The organism is Pseudomonas sp. BNK-45 (genome assembly GCF_047456255.1).
In the GTDB taxonomy this organism is placed as follows: domain Bacteria; phylum Pseudomonadota; class Gammaproteobacteria; order Pseudomonadales; family Pseudomonadaceae; genus Aquipseudomonas.
The window spans coordinates 5,334,080-5,349,859 of sequence record NZ_CP179909.1; the positions used below are offsets into that span (position 1 = coordinate 5,334,080).

Annotated in this window: 12 protein-coding genes and 1 pseudogene; 9 read left to right on the forward strand and 4 right to left on the reverse strand. The window is 67.2% G+C overall.

Annotation, left to right across the window (positions count from 1 at the left end; all coding sequences use genetic code 11):
* Position 1 precedes the first annotated feature (1 nt).
* Positions 2 to 1,077 (reverse strand): annotated as a pseudogene (locus ACMGG8_RS24000) (ATP-NAD kinase family protein).
* Positions 1,078 to 1,432: 355 nt separating this feature from the next.
* Here ACMGG8_RS24000 and ACMGG8_RS24005 point away from each other — a divergent pair.
* Positions 1,433 to 3,301 carry a sigma-54-dependent Fis family transcriptional regulator gene (locus ACMGG8_RS24005; RefSeq protein WP_414158581.1) on the forward strand — a complete coding sequence of 623 codons (1,869 nt, stop codon included), beginning with the start codon at positions 1,433 to 1,435 and terminating at the stop codon, positions 3,299 to 3,301.
* Positions 3,302 to 4,285: 984 nt separating this feature from the next.
* On the opposite strand, the gene ACMGG8_RS24010 is transcribed toward ACMGG8_RS24005, so the two are convergent.
* Entirely contained in the window at positions 4,286 to 5,299 is a 1,014-nt protein-coding gene (locus tag ACMGG8_RS24010) for an AraC family transcriptional regulator (RefSeq protein WP_060838473.1), read from the reverse strand.
* 171 nt (positions 5,300 to 5,470) lie between these two features.
* On the opposite strand from ACMGG8_RS24010, the gene ACMGG8_RS24015 reads away from it, so the two are divergent.
* Together ACMGG8_RS24015 and ACMGG8_RS24020 are read left to right on the forward strand one after the other, a co-directional pair.
* Positions 5,471 to 6,322, forward strand: a complete 852-nt coding sequence (locus ACMGG8_RS24015; protein WP_060843039.1) for a 3-hydroxybutyryl-CoA dehydrogenase — start codon at positions 5,471 to 5,473, stop codon at positions 6,320 to 6,322.
* Entirely contained in the window at positions 6,315 to 6,911 is a 597-nt protein-coding gene (locus ACMGG8_RS24020; RefSeq protein ID WP_060843038.1) for a TetR/AcrR family transcriptional regulator, read from the forward strand. Before ACMGG8_RS24015 ends, ACMGG8_RS24020 begins: the two co-directional genes overlap by 8 nt.
* Positions 6,912 to 6,914: 3 nt before the next feature.
* On the opposite strand, the gene ACMGG8_RS24025 is transcribed toward ACMGG8_RS24020, so the two are convergent.
* A complete protein-coding gene (locus tag ACMGG8_RS24025; protein ID WP_060843037.1) occupies positions 6,915 to 7,550 on the reverse strand; it encodes a response regulator transcription factor in 636 nt (211 codons plus the stop codon).
* Positions 7,547 to 9,448, reverse strand: a complete 1,902-nt coding sequence (locus ACMGG8_RS24030) for a PAS domain S-box protein (RefSeq protein WP_414158582.1) — start codon at positions 9,446 to 9,448, stop codon at positions 7,547 to 7,549. The genes ACMGG8_RS24025 and ACMGG8_RS24030 overlap by 4 nt, the downstream gene beginning before the upstream one ends.
* Before the next feature lie 327 nt (positions 9,449 to 9,775).
* Between ACMGG8_RS24030 and ACMGG8_RS24035 the strand changes: the two genes are divergently transcribed.
* The 6 genes from ACMGG8_RS24035 (at position 9,776) to ACMGG8_RS24060 (ending at position 15,773) form a co-directional block, all read left to right on the forward strand.
* Entirely contained in the window at positions 9,776 to 11,398 is a 1,623-nt protein-coding gene (locus ACMGG8_RS24035) for an acyl-CoA synthetase (protein ID WP_060838468.1), read from the forward strand.
* A 181-nt stretch (positions 11,399 to 11,579) separates the two neighbouring features.
* Positions 11,580 to 13,352, forward strand: coding sequence for an acyl-CoA dehydrogenase C-terminal domain-containing protein (locus ACMGG8_RS24040; protein WP_129406649.1), 1,773 nt, complete (start codon positions 11,580 to 11,582; stop codon positions 13,350 to 13,352).
* 137 nt (positions 13,353 to 13,489) lie between these two features.
* The gene (locus ACMGG8_RS24045) at positions 13,490 to 13,903 is read left to right on the forward strand and encodes an LIC_13387 family protein (RefSeq protein ID WP_060838466.1); all 414 of its coding nucleotides are present in this window, start codon (positions 13,490 to 13,492) and stop codon (positions 13,901 to 13,903) included.
* Between the two features lie 60 nt (positions 13,904 to 13,963).
* Positions 13,964 to 14,440, forward strand: coding sequence for a hypothetical protein (locus ACMGG8_RS24050; RefSeq protein ID WP_060838465.1), 477 nt, complete (start codon positions 13,964 to 13,966; stop codon positions 14,438 to 14,440).
* A gap of 62 nt (positions 14,441 to 14,502) precedes the next feature.
* Positions 14,503 to 15,108, forward strand: a complete 606-nt coding sequence (locus tag ACMGG8_RS24055) for a hypothetical protein (RefSeq protein ID WP_129406650.1) — start codon at positions 14,503 to 14,505, stop codon at positions 15,106 to 15,108.
* Between the two features lie 50 nt (positions 15,109 to 15,158).
* On the forward strand, positions 15,159 to 15,773 hold the full coding sequence (locus ACMGG8_RS24060) for a hypothetical protein (protein WP_414158583.1): 615 nt from the start codon (positions 15,159 to 15,161) through the stop codon (positions 15,771 to 15,773).
* Positions 15,774 to 15,780: the final 7 nt, after the last annotated feature.

Below are 15,780 nucleotides of genomic sequence, written 5' to 3' on the forward strand. Positions count from 1 at the left end.
TTTATTCTCCAGGGTGTCTTCGGACTGAAGGTTCACGGGGTGTTGCCGGTGATGGCGGTCGATGGCCAGCAGGCGCTGGCGCGCCGCGTGGGCCAGGACCACGTTGACGTCGATGCTCAGCGGGCCGCCGGCATCCAGGGTGACCGTGGGCCGGTCGTGGGGGTTGAATTCGATCTCGCGCTCGCCATCCAGGGCCAGGGTGCCGGCGCTCAGGCACAGCGGCTGGGGCTCATTGGGTTGCAGATAACCAGCCTCCAGCACCCCGCAGCCCTGCAGCAGGCCGGGGGCCAGGGGCACCAGCAGCGCTTCGGGGGATTGCGGGTCCAGGCGCATCCAGGCGCCGTGGGGGTCCTGGCGGGTCACCGGCAACCACAGCCCGCAGAGCGCGGAAATGCCGATGGACTGGGGTTCGGCGAAGGTCACGAAGACCTGCGCCAGGTCGCTGCCACGGCTGATGGCCCGGGCGCCGACGAAGGCCAGGGGCGACACCGCCACGTCCACCAGGGCCACCTCGCAAAGGCCCCGGGACGGTTCGCGCACCAGCAGGCGCTTGTTGCGCCGCAGGGCGATCTCGGCCGGCACCCGGCCGCTGGCGTAGAGCCCGCCGGCCAGCCCGGCGCTGGTGGCTTCGCGCAGCTCCGGAAAGGCGTTGTTGGTGCCGGTGGACAGGGTCAGCAGCGGGATGTCGCCAACCTCGGCGGCCACCGCCTTGTGGGTGCCGTCGCCGCCAAGCACGGCGATCAGCGCCACCCCGCGCTCGGCCATCCAGCGCGCGGCCTGGCGGGTGTCCTCGACGCTCTGGCGCAGGGTCAGGTCGAGGAACTCCAGGGCCGGCCAGTGCTGCTCCCGGGCCTGGCGGCTGCGGCTGTTCTTCTGCACCGCGGCGGCGATGCCGGTCATGTCGGTGGGCATCAGCACCTGCTCGATGCCGGTGGCGCCAAAGGCCGCCAGCAGACGCTGGATCACCGAGACCTTGTCGGTGCTGGAGAACAGCCCGGCATTGGCGGTGAGGCGGCGCACATCACGGCCCGAAGCCGGGTTGGCGATGATGCCGACGGTCAGGGGGCGGCGGTTCATGGGCTCACCGCGGGCGGAGCACAGGCAGGAGAAAACATTGGGCACCTCGTTCTTATTCTTCGATGGGCCAGTCGACGCGGGTTGCCGGGGACTGGTTGCCAAGGGCCAGAGCAAGGCCGGTGCCAGTTGTCGGAAAATCTCTGAAAAAGGCCGTTCCAGAGCGGCTGACAGGCTTGCTGCGACGCGTTGAAGCCAGCCGCCCGTGAGACGTCGCATGTCAGGCTGCACGGGGCCTGGGCGAGACCTTGAGACGTTGCGTCTCACTGCCGTCCCGGCGGCGTTCGGTGCTTGTCCAGGGCGGCGGATCGGCGCTTAATGCGCCGACAACGATAAGAAGCTGCAACCGGAGGCCTTCATGCTTTCCGCACATTCCAAAGCCCATGTGGACTGCGTCAGCCGGGTCCTGAAAAACGCCGCGCACCTGCCCCAGGCGCCGGTGCCGAGCCTGATCCTCGACTCCTGGCGGCGCTCCATGGAGCAGCACCAACTCGACCCCGGTTCGCTGCAGGGGCCGCGCATCCTCTCGGAAAACGTGCTCAAGGAATGCCGCGAGCGCTCCGAGTTGTTCCTGCGCATTGCCAGCGAAGAAGTGGCGCGCCTGCATGGCCGGGTGCGCGACGCCGACTACTGCGTGCTGCTCACCGATGCCCAGGGCCAGACCATCGACTACCGGGTGGAATCCACCCTGCGCAACGACTGCCGCAAGGCCGGGCTGTACCTGGGCACCTGCTGGTCGGAGGGTGAAGAAGGCACCTGCGGCGTGGCCGCGGTGCTCACCGCGCGCACGCCGATCACCGTGCACAAGCGCGATCATTTTCGTGCCGCCTTCATCGGCCTGACCTGCTCCGCCGCCCCGGTGTTCGATCCCCAGGGCGAGCTGCTGGGGGTGCTGGACGTGTCGGCAGTGCGCTCCCCGGATGACCGCCGTTCCCAGCACCTGATCCGGCAGATGGTGGTGCAGAGCGCGCGGGAGATCGAACAGGCGTTCTTCATGAACAGCGCCCAGGGCTACTGGGTGCTGCGGGCCCATGCCAGCCCGGGTTATGTCGACAGCCAGCCGGACTACCTGCTGGCCTGGGACGACGACGGCTGCCTGCGGGCCCTGAACCCGGCGGCGCGTCATTACCTGCTGCGCCGCTATGGCCAGTTGCCGCAGCACATCACCCAGGTGTTCGACCCGCAACTGTTGCAACGCGCCCGAGACGAGGTCCTGTGCCCGCTGTCCGCCGAGCTGCATGGCCGCTTGCAGGCGCCGCGCCGGCCGCCGAGCCGCCCGCGCCTGAGCCTGGCCGGCGAGCCGCTGGACCCGCGGGTGGAACAGAGCCTGCGCCTGGCGGTGCGGGTCAAGGACCGGCATCTGCCGGTGCTGATCCAGGGCGAGACCGGTTCCGGCAAGGAAGTCTTCGCCCGCCAATTGCACCAGGCCAGCCAGCGCCGGGACCGGCCCTTTGTCGCGGTGAACTGCGCGGCGATTCCCGAGAACCTGATCGAGAGCGAGCTGTTCGGCTATGTCGCCGGAGCCTTTACCGGTGCGTCGAGCAAGGGCATGCAGGGGCTGCTGCAACAGGCCGATGGCGGCACCCTGTTCCTCGATGAGATTGGCGACATGCCCCTGGCCTTGCAGACCCGCTTGCTGCGGGTGTTGGCCGAGGGTGAAGTGGCGCCCCTGGGGGCCGCGCAACGCAAGGCGGTGGATATCCAGGTGATCTGCGCCACCCACCGCGACCTGGAAGCCCTGGTGGCCGAGGGCAGCTTTCGCGAAGACCTGTATTTCCGCCTCGGTGGCGCGCGCTTTCAGCTGCCGCCGCTGCGCGAACGCAGCGACCGGCTGGCACTGATCACCCAGATAGTCGAAGAGGAATCCAAGCGCTGCGGCGCGCCGGTGCAACTGGGCAATGCGGCGTTGGAGTGCCTGCTGGGCTACCGCTGGCCGGGCAACGTGCGGCAACTGCGCCACGTGCTGCGCTACGCCTGCGCCGTGTGCGAAGGGCCGCTGATCCAACTGCATGACTTGCCCGAACAACTGCGCGGCACAGCAGCCGAAGGCGCCCTGCCCGCCCAGGAAAGCGCCACCAGCCCCGAACGCCAGGCCCTGCTGGATGCCCTGGTGCGCCATCGCTGGAAACCCGTGGCGGCGGCCAAGGCCCTGGGCATCTCCCGCGCCACCCTGTACCGCCGCGTGCAGCAGCACGGCATCCAGATGCCCGGCCGCAGCCCGGTCTAACCCCAATGAAAACCTGTAGCCGCTGCTGAGCCTGCGAAGCTGCGCAAAGGCCCGCAGGGCCTTGCCTGGCGATCTCCCGCCGAATCTTCAGCGCCTTCAAAATCCCCGCGTCTCCTGCGGAGCCGTGCGCAGCCTGCGGCAGCGGCTACAGGAACCACCCCTGCGATCCCTGCGCTCTGTGTAGCCGCTGCTGAGCCTTGGCGAAGCTGCGCAAAGGCCCGCAGGGCCTTGCCTGGCGATCTGCCGGCGAATCTTCAGCGCCTTCAAAATCCCCGCGTCTCCTGCGGAGCCGTGCGCAGCCTGCGGCAGCGGCTACAGGAACCACCCCTGCGATCCCTGCGCTCTGTGTAGCCGCTGCTGAGCCTTGGCGAAGCTGCGCAAAGGCCCGCAGGGCCTTGCCTGGCGGTCTCCCGGCGAATCTTCAGCGCCTTGGAAGTCCCCCGCGTCTCCTGCGGAGCCGTTCGCAGCCTGCGGCAGCGGCTACAAGAACCACCCCTACGCGCGCCCTGCGGTCTGTGTAGCCGCTGCTGAGCCTTGGCGAAGCTGCGCAAAGGCCCGCAGGGCCTTGCTTGGCGGTCTCCCGGCGAATCTTCAGCGCCTTCAAAATTCCCGCGTCTCCTGCGGAGCCGTGCGCAGCCTGCGGCAGCGGCTACAGGAACCACCCCTGCGATCCTTGCGGTCTGTGTAGCCGCTGCTGAGCCTTGGCGAAGCTGCGCAAAGGTCCGCAGGACCTTGCTTGGCGGTCTCCAGTCGAATCTTCAGCGCCTTCAAAATCCCCGCGTCTCCTGCGGAGCCGTTCGCAGCCTGCGGCAGCGGCTACAGGACGCATCCCTGCGATCCCTGCGGTCTGTGTAGCCGCTGCTGAGCCTTGGCGAAGCTGCGCAAAGGCCCGCAGGACCTTGCCTGGCGATCTCCAGTCGAATCTTCAGCGTCTGAGAAGTCCCCCGCGTCTCCTGCGGAGCCGTGCGCAGCCTGCGGCAGCGGCTACAGGGTGGGGTTGAGGCGGGCGCGGTAGCGCCCGGGGCTTTCGCCGGTCCATTTCTTGAACGCGCGGTGGAAGGCGCTGGGCTCCTGGAAGCCGGTCAGTTCGGCAATCTCGCTGATGCTGACGTGGGTGCGGCGCAGCAGTTCGACGGCGACGCCGCGGCGCACTTCGTCCTTGATCTCCTGATAGGAGCCGCCCTCGCGCTCCAGGCGCCGGCGCAGGGTGCTGGCGCTCATCTGCACTTCGCGGGCAAAGGCTTCCAGGGTCGGCCACTGGCTGTAGTGGCTGCCCCGCAGGCGTTGGTGCACCTGGCGGGTCAGGCCGTGCTGGTTGCGAAAACGGATCACCAGCCATTGCGGGGCGCTGCGCAGGAAGACCTTGAGCGAGGCCAGGTCCTGGACCACCGGCAGGCGCAAGAAGCGGCTGGCGAATTCGATCTCGGTGCGCCCGGCATTCCAGCTCAGGTTGCTGCCCCACAGCAGCGCATCGTCGCTGAGGCTCAGGCGGGAATGGCGAAAGTCGGCGCGGTCGATGGGGATCCGCCGCCCACCCAGCCAGCACAGCAGGCTGATGATCAGCACCAGCAGGGTTTCTTCGGCGTAGTGGCCGCGCAGCGGGTCGGCGCAGTGGCTTTCAACGCTGATCACCGCGCGCTTGCCGCGCACGCTGAGGTGGGCGCCGACGTCCCGTAAAAACAGGCCAAAGTTGTTCAGGCACTGGCGCAGGGCCTTCTCCAGGTTGGGTTCCTGGATCAGTCCGCGGCAGATCAGGGCAAAGGCCCCCGGCGGCATGCCACGGGAGTCGAGCTGGAAGAATTCGTCCTGCAATTCGCGGATCTGGATCAGCCACAGCGCGGCAAAGGCGCTGCCGGGCACCCGCGCCCGAGGCTGGTCGAGCAGCGCCGGGTCGATGCCGGCCTCCCTCAGTACCGCCGCCAGCCGCTGCGGCTGCTCACGCAGGGCGTGGGTCATCACCCGGACAAAGTAGACCGCGACCGAATCCGTTTCACGCATGTAGAGGCTGTGCTCCCGTAGCAGGACCTATGGCAAAAAACGCCAGCACCCTTGACCGCTTTCGGCATAGGCCGGCCACCGTGTGCGGCTCTAGACTCGCGCTGGATAACGCGCTGGGCAAGGCAACCGCGCCATGCTCCGCGAAGGCCATTAACAAAGGAAGAGCTGAAGATGAATCTTGCGAATATCGGGGTGATCGGCGCCGGCACCATGGGCAACGGCATTGCCCAGGTCTGCGCCCAGGCGGGCTTTGACGTGACCCTGCTGGACATCGCCCAGGGCGCCCTGGAAAAGGCCCTGGCCACCATCGGCAAGAACCTCGACCGGCAGGTGAGCAAGGGCACCCTGAGCGAAGGCGACAAGCTCGCCGCCCTGGGTCGGATACGCATCAGCACCGATTACAGTGCGCTCAAGGACGCGCAGCTGGTGATCGAAGCCGCCACCGAGAACCTCGACCTCAAGCTCAAGGTGTTGCAGCAGATCGCCGCCCGGGTCAGCGCCGAGTGCGTGATCGCCTCCAACACCTCGTCGCTGTCGATCACCCAGCTGGCCGCCAGCGTCAGCGCGCCGGAGCGTTTCATCGGCCTGCATTTTTTCAACCCGGTGCCGGTGATGGGCCTGATCGAGGTGATCCGCGGCCTGCAGACCAGCGACGCGACCCACGCGTTGGCCATGAATATGGCCGAGCGCCTGGGCAAGACCGCGATCACCGCCGGCAACCGCCCGGGTTTTGTGGTCAACCGCATCCTGGTGCCGATGATCAACGAGGCGATCCTGGTGTTCCAGGAAGGCCTGGCCAGCGCCGAGGACATCGACGCCGGCATGCGCCTGGGCTGCAACCAGCCGATCGGCCCGCTGGCCCTGGCCGACCTGATCGGCCTGGACACCCTGCTGGCGATCCTCGAAGCCTTCTACGACGGCTTCAACGACAGCAAGTACCGCCCCGCGCCGCTGCTCAAGGAAATGGTTGCCGCCGGTTACCTGGGGCGCAAGACCGGTCGGGGTTTCCATCACTATGGCTGAGCGCTGCTCACGCTTTGCCGAAAGCCGCGACAAGGCCCTGGAGCTGTTCGCCAGCAAGGGCTTCGGCCAGGTCGGCATGCGTGAGCTGGCGAGCCATCTGGGGCTGACCCCGGGCTCGCTGTACCACCATTACCCGAGCAAGCAGCACCTGCTGCTGGACCTGATTGAAGAGTTCTTCGATGAGCTGCACAGCACCCTCAAGCGCCTGCAAAGGCGCAAGTTGCAGGGCGACTGCCTGCCGGCGCTGATTCGCGCCCACCTGAAGCTGCACCGGGAATTGCCGCGGCATTTTCGCCTGGTGGAACGTGACAGCGGCTGCCTCAATCCCGACCAGCAGGTGCGGGTCGGGCAATTGCGCGAGCGTTACGAGCAACAGCTGCTGCAACTGCTGGGCACCCCGCCCGGCCTCGGCCCGGCGGCCCAGCGCGCCGCCGCCCATGCCCTGGCCAACCTGCTCAACAGCGCCCCCAGCTGGTTCAGCGAGCAACCGCTGGCCGAGCGTGAACGTGAGGCGCTGCTGGAAAACCTGCTCAGCGGCGCCATCGAGCGCCTGCTGGGTGGCGCACCGCTGCACAGCGCGGTGGCATGAGCCTCAGCGCAGTTGCAGCGGGTCCACCAGGCCGGCGGCAATCGCCATGCCCACCAACTGCGGCAGGTGCTCGGCCTGCATGCGCTTCATCACCCGTGAGCGATACAGGTCGATGGTCTTGATGCTGACCCCCAGCTGTTCGGCGATCTCGCGGTTGCTGTAGCCCTGCACCAGGGGCAGCAGCACGTCCTTCTCCCGCGGCGTCAGGCTCTCCAGCAGCGCCTGCACCCGGGCCTGCCCGGCGCTCTGGTGCTGATGGCGGTCGGCGCGGCTCAGGGCCTGCTGCACGCTGTCCAGCAGCAGCTGTTCGTTGTAGGGCTTCTCGATGAAATCCACCGCACCGGCCTTGAAGGCACGGACCACGATGGGCACATCGGCGTGGCCGCTGACAAAGATCAGCGGCAGGTGGATATCGCGCTGGCGCAGCTCTTCCTGGACATTCAGGCCGCCCATGCCGGGCATGCGCACATCCAGCAGCACGCAGGCATTGAGGCTGGGGTCGCAGTGTTCGAGAAACTCCCGGCCGCTGGTGAAGGGCACGGCCTTGAGCCCCACCGACTCCAGGAGCCAGACGGTGGAGTCGAGCATGCCCGGGTCGTCGTCGACCACGTACACCAGCTGCTGCGCCTCACTTGTCATTGCCTTGCTCCTGTCGTTGCGGGGGAAGTTGCCTGGGAAGTTGCCGGGGGGTCGGCCGGGGCGCTGGCCGGCAGCCGGCAGCACATGCGCAGGCCCACCGCCTGGGGCTGGGCCTGCAAGTCGCCGCCAAAGCCCTCGACGATGCTGCGGCTCATGGACAGCCCGAGCCCCAGGCCGTTGGCCTTGCTGGTGTAGAACGGGGTGAACAGCTGCGGCAGTTGCTCGGCACAGACCCCGGGGCCCTGGTCGCTGACGCTGATCTGCACCCCGCCTTCGCTCCTCGCCTCGGCCGCCAGGACAATGTGCGAGCCCTGCTGCCCATGCACTTCACGATTGGCTTCAATGGCGTTGCGCAGCAGGTTCAGCAGCACCTGCTCCAGCAGCACCCGGTCGGCGTACACCGGCGGCAGATTATCCGCCAGGTGCAAGTCGATCGTCACCTGGCTGGCCTGGGCTTCCCAGGCACACAGGCGCACGGTTTCCCGGGCCACTTCGGCGAGGTCCAGGGCCTGCACCCGGCGCCCGCCCTTGCGCAGGAAGGCCCGCAGGCGCTTGATCACTTCGGCGGCGTGGGTCGCCTGTTCGGCGATTCGCTCCAGGCCCTGGGCGACCTTGTGCGCGGCTTCGGGCTGGGTGTCCAGGGCTTGCAGGTAACGTTGGCTGGCATTGGCGTAATTGACCACTGCGGCCAGGGGCTGGTTGATCTCATGGGCGATGCCCGAGGCCAGTTCGCCCAGGGTCACCAGCCGCGCGCTGTGGGCCAGTTCGTCCTGGTGATGGCGCTGCTGGGCCTCGCGCAGTTCGCGCTCGCTCTGGTCGTGGGCCACCAGGGAATAGAAGCGCTCGCCACTGGCCGCGCGGTGGGCCAGGAGCATCAGCGACACCGGCACCGAGGCGCCGCCGGCCGGCGGTTGCAGGCGCGCCTCGATGCTCCAGCGGCCGCTGCGCTCGGCGCGCTCCCAGCCCTCGCGCTGCAGGCTGTCCAGCACGTGCGCGCTGAGTATCGAGGCCAGGCCGGGCATCGCCTGATCGGCCGCCAGCCCCAGGGTGCGCCGCGCCGCCGGGTTGAGGTAGGTCACCGCGCCGCCGGGCTGGATGAACAGCACCGGGTCGGGGTTGGCTTCCACCACTTCGGCCAGGCGCCGCTTGTTCTCTTCGGCCTGGACCCGGGCGGTGATGTCCCGGGACACCGCCACCACTTCCACCACGGTGCCGGTGTAGGTGTCGCGGATGCCCCGGCAGGCGGTTTCGAACCACAGGTAATGACCGTCGCGATGGCGGATGCGGTAGGTCATGGTGTGGTAGCCGTCCTGCTCCAGGGCGTCGCGGGTGCGCTGCATCAGCCCGGCCAGGCCCTGGCTGTGGAACAGGCTGCGGGCCAGCAGGCCGCGCAGTTGTTCGGGCCAGTAGCCCAACAGGGTCCAGGACGCCGGCGAGGCATCGAGGAAGCGGCCGTCCGGGGTGTGCCGGGAAATCAGGTCGGTGGTGTTCTCGGTGATCAGCCGGTACAGGCGCCGGGCCCGGGCCGAGTCGCGCTCGGCCTGGACCTGGGCGGTGGCCTCCTGACAGCGCGCCAGCACCCGCTGGTGCAGGGGGTCGGGAATGAAGCTCCAGAGCAGGATGCGTTCGCCCCACTGGGCTTCCACCTGCTCGATGGCACGCTGCTGCTCCAGGCAGGCGCGCACCAGGGCCGCATGGTTGATCGGCAGCAGGGCCGCGAGATCGCCAGTGGCCGCATCGTCCAGCCATTGGCGCAATGCCGGGTTGAGGTCCAGCGGCTGCGCCCGGGCGTCCAGCAGCAGGCTCGGCTGCGGGTCGTGACCCAGCCAGGGCGAGTCCGGCAGCTGGCCTTGGCGCTGTAGCTGCAACCAGCGGCTCAGGTGGGTGGAGGTGGGCATGGTCGATCAACCTGTGGGTGGCAACAGCGATTTATTCAATATAGTACAACTACTATACAACTCAGGTAGTACTTCCATATAAATCAACAAACAGTATATAAAAGACCCCGGATAAGTCACCGAGCTTTCGCTGGGTGTGCTGTGTACCTGTAAGGAACGCCTGATAAGGATCGCCTGACCGTAGGAGCTGGCTTGCCAGCGAAGGGGCCCGTGAGAGCGCTTTCGCCGGCAAGCCAGCTCCTGCAGTGGGTGTCCCTCAGGTACACAGCACGCGCCACCCAAGCCTCGGCCAATAGAGCTAATAATCAGCCACCGGGTACCCGAACCATGTCCATCTACGAGCAAGGCCTCGCGCCGTCTGCCGTCAACCATATCGCCCTCTCCCCCTTGAGCTTCATCGAACGCACCGCTGCGGTTTACCCCGAGTATCCGGCGGTGATCCACGGTTCGATCCGCCGCACCTGGGCCCAGACCTACAGCCGCTGCCGGCGCCTGGCTTCGGCCCTGGCCGGACGCGGCATCGGCAAGAACGACACGGTGGCGGTGATGCTGCCGAACATCCCGGCGATGCTCGAAGCGCATTTTGGCGTGCCGATGATCGGCGCCGTGCTCAATGCCCTCAACGTGCGCCTGGACGCCGAGGCCATCGCCTTCATGCTGGCCCACGGCGAGGCCAAGGTGCTGATCGCCGACCGCGAGTTCCACGGGGTGATCCACGCGGCCGTGGCCATGCTCGATCACCCGCCGCTGGTGATCGATGTCGACGATCCGGAATACGGCGAAGGCCAGGCGGTCAGCGACCTGGACTACGAGGCTTTTCTCGCCGAGGGCGACCCGGAGTACCCCTGGCAGTGGCCGGAAGACGAATGGCAGGCCATTGCCCTGAACTACACCTCGGGCACCACCGGCAACCCCAAGGGCGTGGTCTATCACCACCGCGGCGCCTACCTCAATTCCCTGGGCAACCAGATGATCTGGGCCATGGGCAACCACCCGGTGTACCTCTGGACCCTGCCGATGTTCCACTGCAACGGCTGGTGCTACCCGTGGATCGTCACCGCCCTGGGCGGGGTGCATGTGTTCCTGCGTCGGGTCGATCCGCAGAAGATCCTCAACCTGATCCGCGAGCACCAGATCACCCACCTGTGCGGCGCGCCCATCGTGCTCAACGCCCTGGTGAACATGCCGGAATCGGCCAAGGCGGCCATCGACCACCCGGTCAACGCCATGGTCGCCGGGGCCGCGCCACCGGCCAAGGTGATCGGCGCCGTGGAGGAGATGGGCATCAAGGTCACCCACGTCTACGGCCTGACCGAGGTCTATGGCCCGGTGACCCTGTGTGCCTGGCACGCCGCCTGGGACGAGCTGCCGCTGGAGCAGCGGGCGCAGATCAAGTCGCGCCAGGGCGTGCGCTACCCGACCCTGGAAGGGCTGATGGTGGCTGATCCGAAAACCCTCGAACCCACGCCCCGGGACGGCCAGACCATCGGCGAGATCTTCATGCGCGGCAACACCGTGATGAAGGGCTACCTGAAGAACCCCAGCGCCACCGCCGAAGCCTTCGAGGGCGGCTGGTTCCATACCGGCGACCTGGGGGTGACCCACCCGGACGGCTATATCGAAATCCGCGACCGGCTCAAGGACATCATCATTTCCGGCGGCGAGAACATCTCCACCATTGAGCTCGAAGGCGTGCTCTATCGCCACCCGGCGGTGCTGGAAGCGGCGGTGGTGGCCCGGCCCGACGAAAAATGGGGCGAAACCCCCTGCGCCTTCATCACCCTCAAGGCCGATCACCAGGACGTGGGCGAAGCCGAGATCATCGCCTTCTGCCGCGAACACCTGGCGGGCTTCAAGGTGCCGCGTACCGTGGTCTTCAGCACCTTGCCCAAGACCTCCACCGGCAAGATCCAGAAGTTCGTCCTGCGCGACCTGGCGAAAAACCTCTAGCCTGAATACACCGACCCAGCCCCCGTAGGAGCTGGCTTGCCGGCGAAGGCGTCGGCCAGGGCGATGCATGGCTTGCGGGCCTCTTCGCCGGCAAGCCGGCTCCTACAAGGGGGCGGGCTTGGCGTTTTCGATTCATGCGGCCACGGCCGCTCAACCTCCCCTTTTGCCCGAGGTTCCTGCAATGCCCGAATTCAATGCTCCGCTGCGCGATATGCGCTTTGTCCTGCATGAAGTGTTCAACGCACCCAAGCTCTGGGCGCGCCTGCCGGCCCTGGCCGACACCGTGGACGCCGACACCGCCGACGCGATTCTCGAAGAAGCGGCCAAGGTCACCGGCAATCTGATCGCCCCGCTCAACCGCAGCGGCGACGAGGAAGGCGCCAGCTGGCACGCCGGGCAGGTGCGCACCCCGGCCGGCTTCAAGGAGGCCTACCGCACCTACATCGAGGGCGGCTGGGTCGGCCTGAGCGGCAACCCGGCCTACGGCGGCATGGGCATGCCGAAGATGCTCGCGGTGCAGTTCGAAGAGATGCTCTACGCCGCCAATTCCAGTTTCGCCCTGTATTCGGCCCTGAGTTCCGGGGCCTGCCTGGCCATCGACGCCCACGCCAGCGAGGAGCTCAAGCAGCGCTACCTGCCACCGATGTACGAAGGCCGCTGGGCCGGTTCCATGTGCCTGACCGAGGCCCACGCCGGCACCGACCTGGGGATCATCCGCACCCGCGCCGAACCCCAGGCCGACGGCAGCTACCGGATCAGCGGCAGCAAGATCTTCATCACCGGCGGCGAGCAGGACCTGACCGAGAACATCATCCACCTGGTGCTGGCCAAGCTGCCGGACGCCCCGGCCGGGCCCAAGGGCATCTCGCTGTTCCTGGTGCCGAAGATCCATGTCGACGCCAACGGCGTGCTCGGCGCGGCCAACGCGGTGAGCTGCGGCTCCATCGAGCACAAGATGGGCATCAAGGCCTCGGCCACCTGCGTGCTGAACTTCGACGGCGCTAGCGGCTGGCTGATCGGCGAGGCCAACAAGGGCCTGGCGGCGATGTTCACCATGATGAACTACGAGCGCCTGTCCATCGGCATCCAGGGCATCGGCTGCGCCGAGAACTCCTACCAGAACGCCCGCACCTACGCCCGCGAACGCATCCAGAGCCGCTCCCCGGCCGGCCCGGTGGCCAAGGACAAGATCGCCGACCCGATCATTGTCCACCCCGATGTGCGGCGCATGCTGCTGACCATGAAGGCCATGACCGAAGGCGGCCGGGCCTTCGCCAGCTACGTCGGCCAGCAGCTGGACCTGGCCAAGTTCGCCGACCAGCCCCATGAGCGGCACAACGCCGAAGCCCTGGTGGCGCTGCTGACCCCGGTGGCCAAGGCGTTCTTCACCGACACCGGGCTGGACAGCTGCGTGCTCGGCCAGCAGATCTTCGGCGGCCACGGCTACATTCGCGAATGGGGCCAGGAGCAACTGGTGCGCGATGTGCGCATCGCGCAGATCTACGAAGGCACCAACGGCATCCAGGCCCTGGACCTGTTGGGGCGCAAGGTGGTGGGCAACGGCGGCGTGGCCCTGCGCCTGTTCACCGGCGAGATCCGCGACTATGCCTACCTGCCCGGCGCCGCCTACGCCGCCGAGCTGCTGGACGCGGTGCAGCGCCTGGAAGACCTCAGCGACTGGTTGCGCGAGCAGGCAGCGCAGAACCCCAACGCGGTGGGCAGCGCCTGCGTCGAGTACCTGCAGCTGTTCGGCTACGTGGCCTACGCCTACCTGTGGGCGCGCATGGCCCAGGTGGCCGAGCACCAGCGCTCCGAGGACGACGGCTTCTATGGCGCCAAGCTGGCCACCGCGCGGTTCTATTTCAGCCGCCTGCTGCCGCGCATCCTCAGCCTGGAGCAGAGCATTCGCGCCGGCAGTTCCTCCTTGTTCGGCCTGGACGCCGAGCACTTCTGAGCATCCGGGCAGGGCGCCTGCCGCCCTGCCCCGACTCCAGCGCCAAGCGCCAAGCTCAGGCAACAGCACACCCCACGGATGCAAAACCGCAAGCGGCCCGGCATACTTCGCACCCGGACACCGCCCAAGGAAGAAACGTGTTGGCCCCCGCCCTGATCGTCGCCAGCTCAGCCATCGTGCTGCTGCTGGGCAGCCTGCACCTGATCTACACCTTCGCCACCGACAAATTCCAGCCCCGTGATCCGGCCCTGGCCGAACGCATGCGCCAGGTGTCGCCAATGATCACCGGCCAGACCAGCCTGTGGCGTGCCTGGGTCGGCTTCAATGCCAGCCATAGCCTGGGGGCGATGTTGTTCGGCCTGGTCTATGGCTACCTGGCCTGGCTGCACCCGGCCCTGCTGCTGGAAGCCCGCGGCCTGCTGCTGATCGGCCTGGGCTTTCTCGCCAGCCTGTGGCTGCTGGCGATCCGTTACTGGTTCCGTATTCCCCTGGCGGGCATCAGCCTCGCCCTGGTGCTGTTCGCCGCAGGAACTACGCTGCTTTTCAGCTGACGGGTACCCGTTGCCCAACCGCTCCAGCCCTGCCCGACCTGAATAAATTCCGGAGTTCACATGGAACGTCAAACCCCCAACGAAGGCGCCGCCGCCCTGCGTCAACCCGGCAAACGCCCCTGGTATATCTACCTGATGGCGATCTGGGCCCTGATCGGCATCGGCGGCCCTCTGAGCCAGCTAGCGCGAAGGGTGTTCGCCGATGAGCCGCTGCTGTTGCAAGTCAGTTCGGTGCTGATCCTCGGCGGCGTACTGCTGCTGATCATCAACCTGATCAAGCTGAAACCGCAGTACATCGTGGCCTTTGGCGTGCTCTGCTGCCTGGAAGTGGGCCTGCAGCTGTTCGGCATCATCGACCGCCTGTACAGCGGCGACACCCTGGCCCACGCCGCGCTGCTGCTGATCTATCTGGTTCCGGCACTGGCCTTTGCCCTGCTGGCCCTGCGCACGAAACTGCTGAGCCGGGCCAGTGAGTACCGCCAATCGGTCGACCTGCAGAACCGAATCGCCTTTGCGATGAAACACAACAAACGCTGAACCTGCCGGCCCGGCGCCCAGTGGCGCCGGGCCGGATACCCGCTGCCCAATCGAGTCCCTTCATGTCCCGTCTGTACACCCTCTGTTCCTGGCTCTACCTGCCGCTGTGCTGGATCGCCGTGGCCGCGCCCCTGGCCAGCATGATCCATTGCAACCTGAACCTGATCGTGCCCCGGGAGGTCGGCGGCACCTTGTTCGGCGGCTCCATGGGCTTTGTGATGTACCTGGGCGGCTGGGCCCTCAGCGTCCTGGGCCTGGTGCTGGCGCTGCTGACCCGGGTGCCCGGCGCGCGTCTGGCCTGGATCGTCGCCGGGCTGGCGCAGTTGCTGCTGGGCCTGTGGTGGCGGATCAACTACCCGGATGATTTCGACGGCAACCTGCTCTTCAGCATCCAGCCCCGGGAGCTGGACTATGTGATGGTCTTCGGCTTTGCCCTGGTCTACAGCGGCGTCTACCTGTTGCGTCAGCAGCGGCTCAAGCCGCGTCCACCCGCCACTGGCAATCGGCTGTTGCTGCGCACCCTGTGGGCCCTGGTGCTGGGGGCGGCCTTCATCCTTCCACCGCTGCAGGCCATCACCCGCAAGCCACTGCCCTATTGCGCCTTCGACCGGGCCGGCAATCAGTTGAGCGTATGCCTGGGCCCGGGCACCCGGGTGATTGTCGACTGAATAGCCCCCTGACTTCATTCCTCCTTTTCTTGACCTTGATGAGTGTGCCCATGTCTCGCCTGTTTACCCTGTGGTTGTGGCTGTACCGCCCCCTGTGCTGGATCGTCGTCGCCATCCCGCTGTCGGTGATGCTGTTGTGCGACGTGCAAATGATGCAACCGCGGGATGTCAGCGGCACGCTGTTCGGCGGCGCCATGGGTTTTCAGTTGTACCTGTTTGCCTGGGTGCTGTGCCTGATCGGCCTGGTCCTGGCCCTGCTGACCCGGATGCCCGGCGCGCGCCTGGCGTGGCTGCTGGCCGGGCTCGTGCCCTTGCTGCTGGGAGCCTGGTGGCGGCTCACCTACCCGGATGATGAAGATGGCAGCCGCTCCTTCAGCCCCCAGGACTGGGAACTGGACTACATGATGGGCATCGTGTGCCTGTTCGTTATCAGCGGCCTGTACTTCTACTGGCGCCGACGCCTCGTCTCACGGCCCGCCGCCACCAGCGCCGATGTGCTGTTTCTGCAAACCCTGTGGGCGCTGGTCCTGGCGGCGGCGTTCATCCTGCCGCCGCTGAGCTTCATCAAGCAGCAATCCCTGCCCCGCTGTGCGTTCAACAAGGCCGGGGAGCAATTGACCGTGTGCCTGAGCGATGATCCGAACGAGCAGGTCATTGTCGACTGACCCGGCG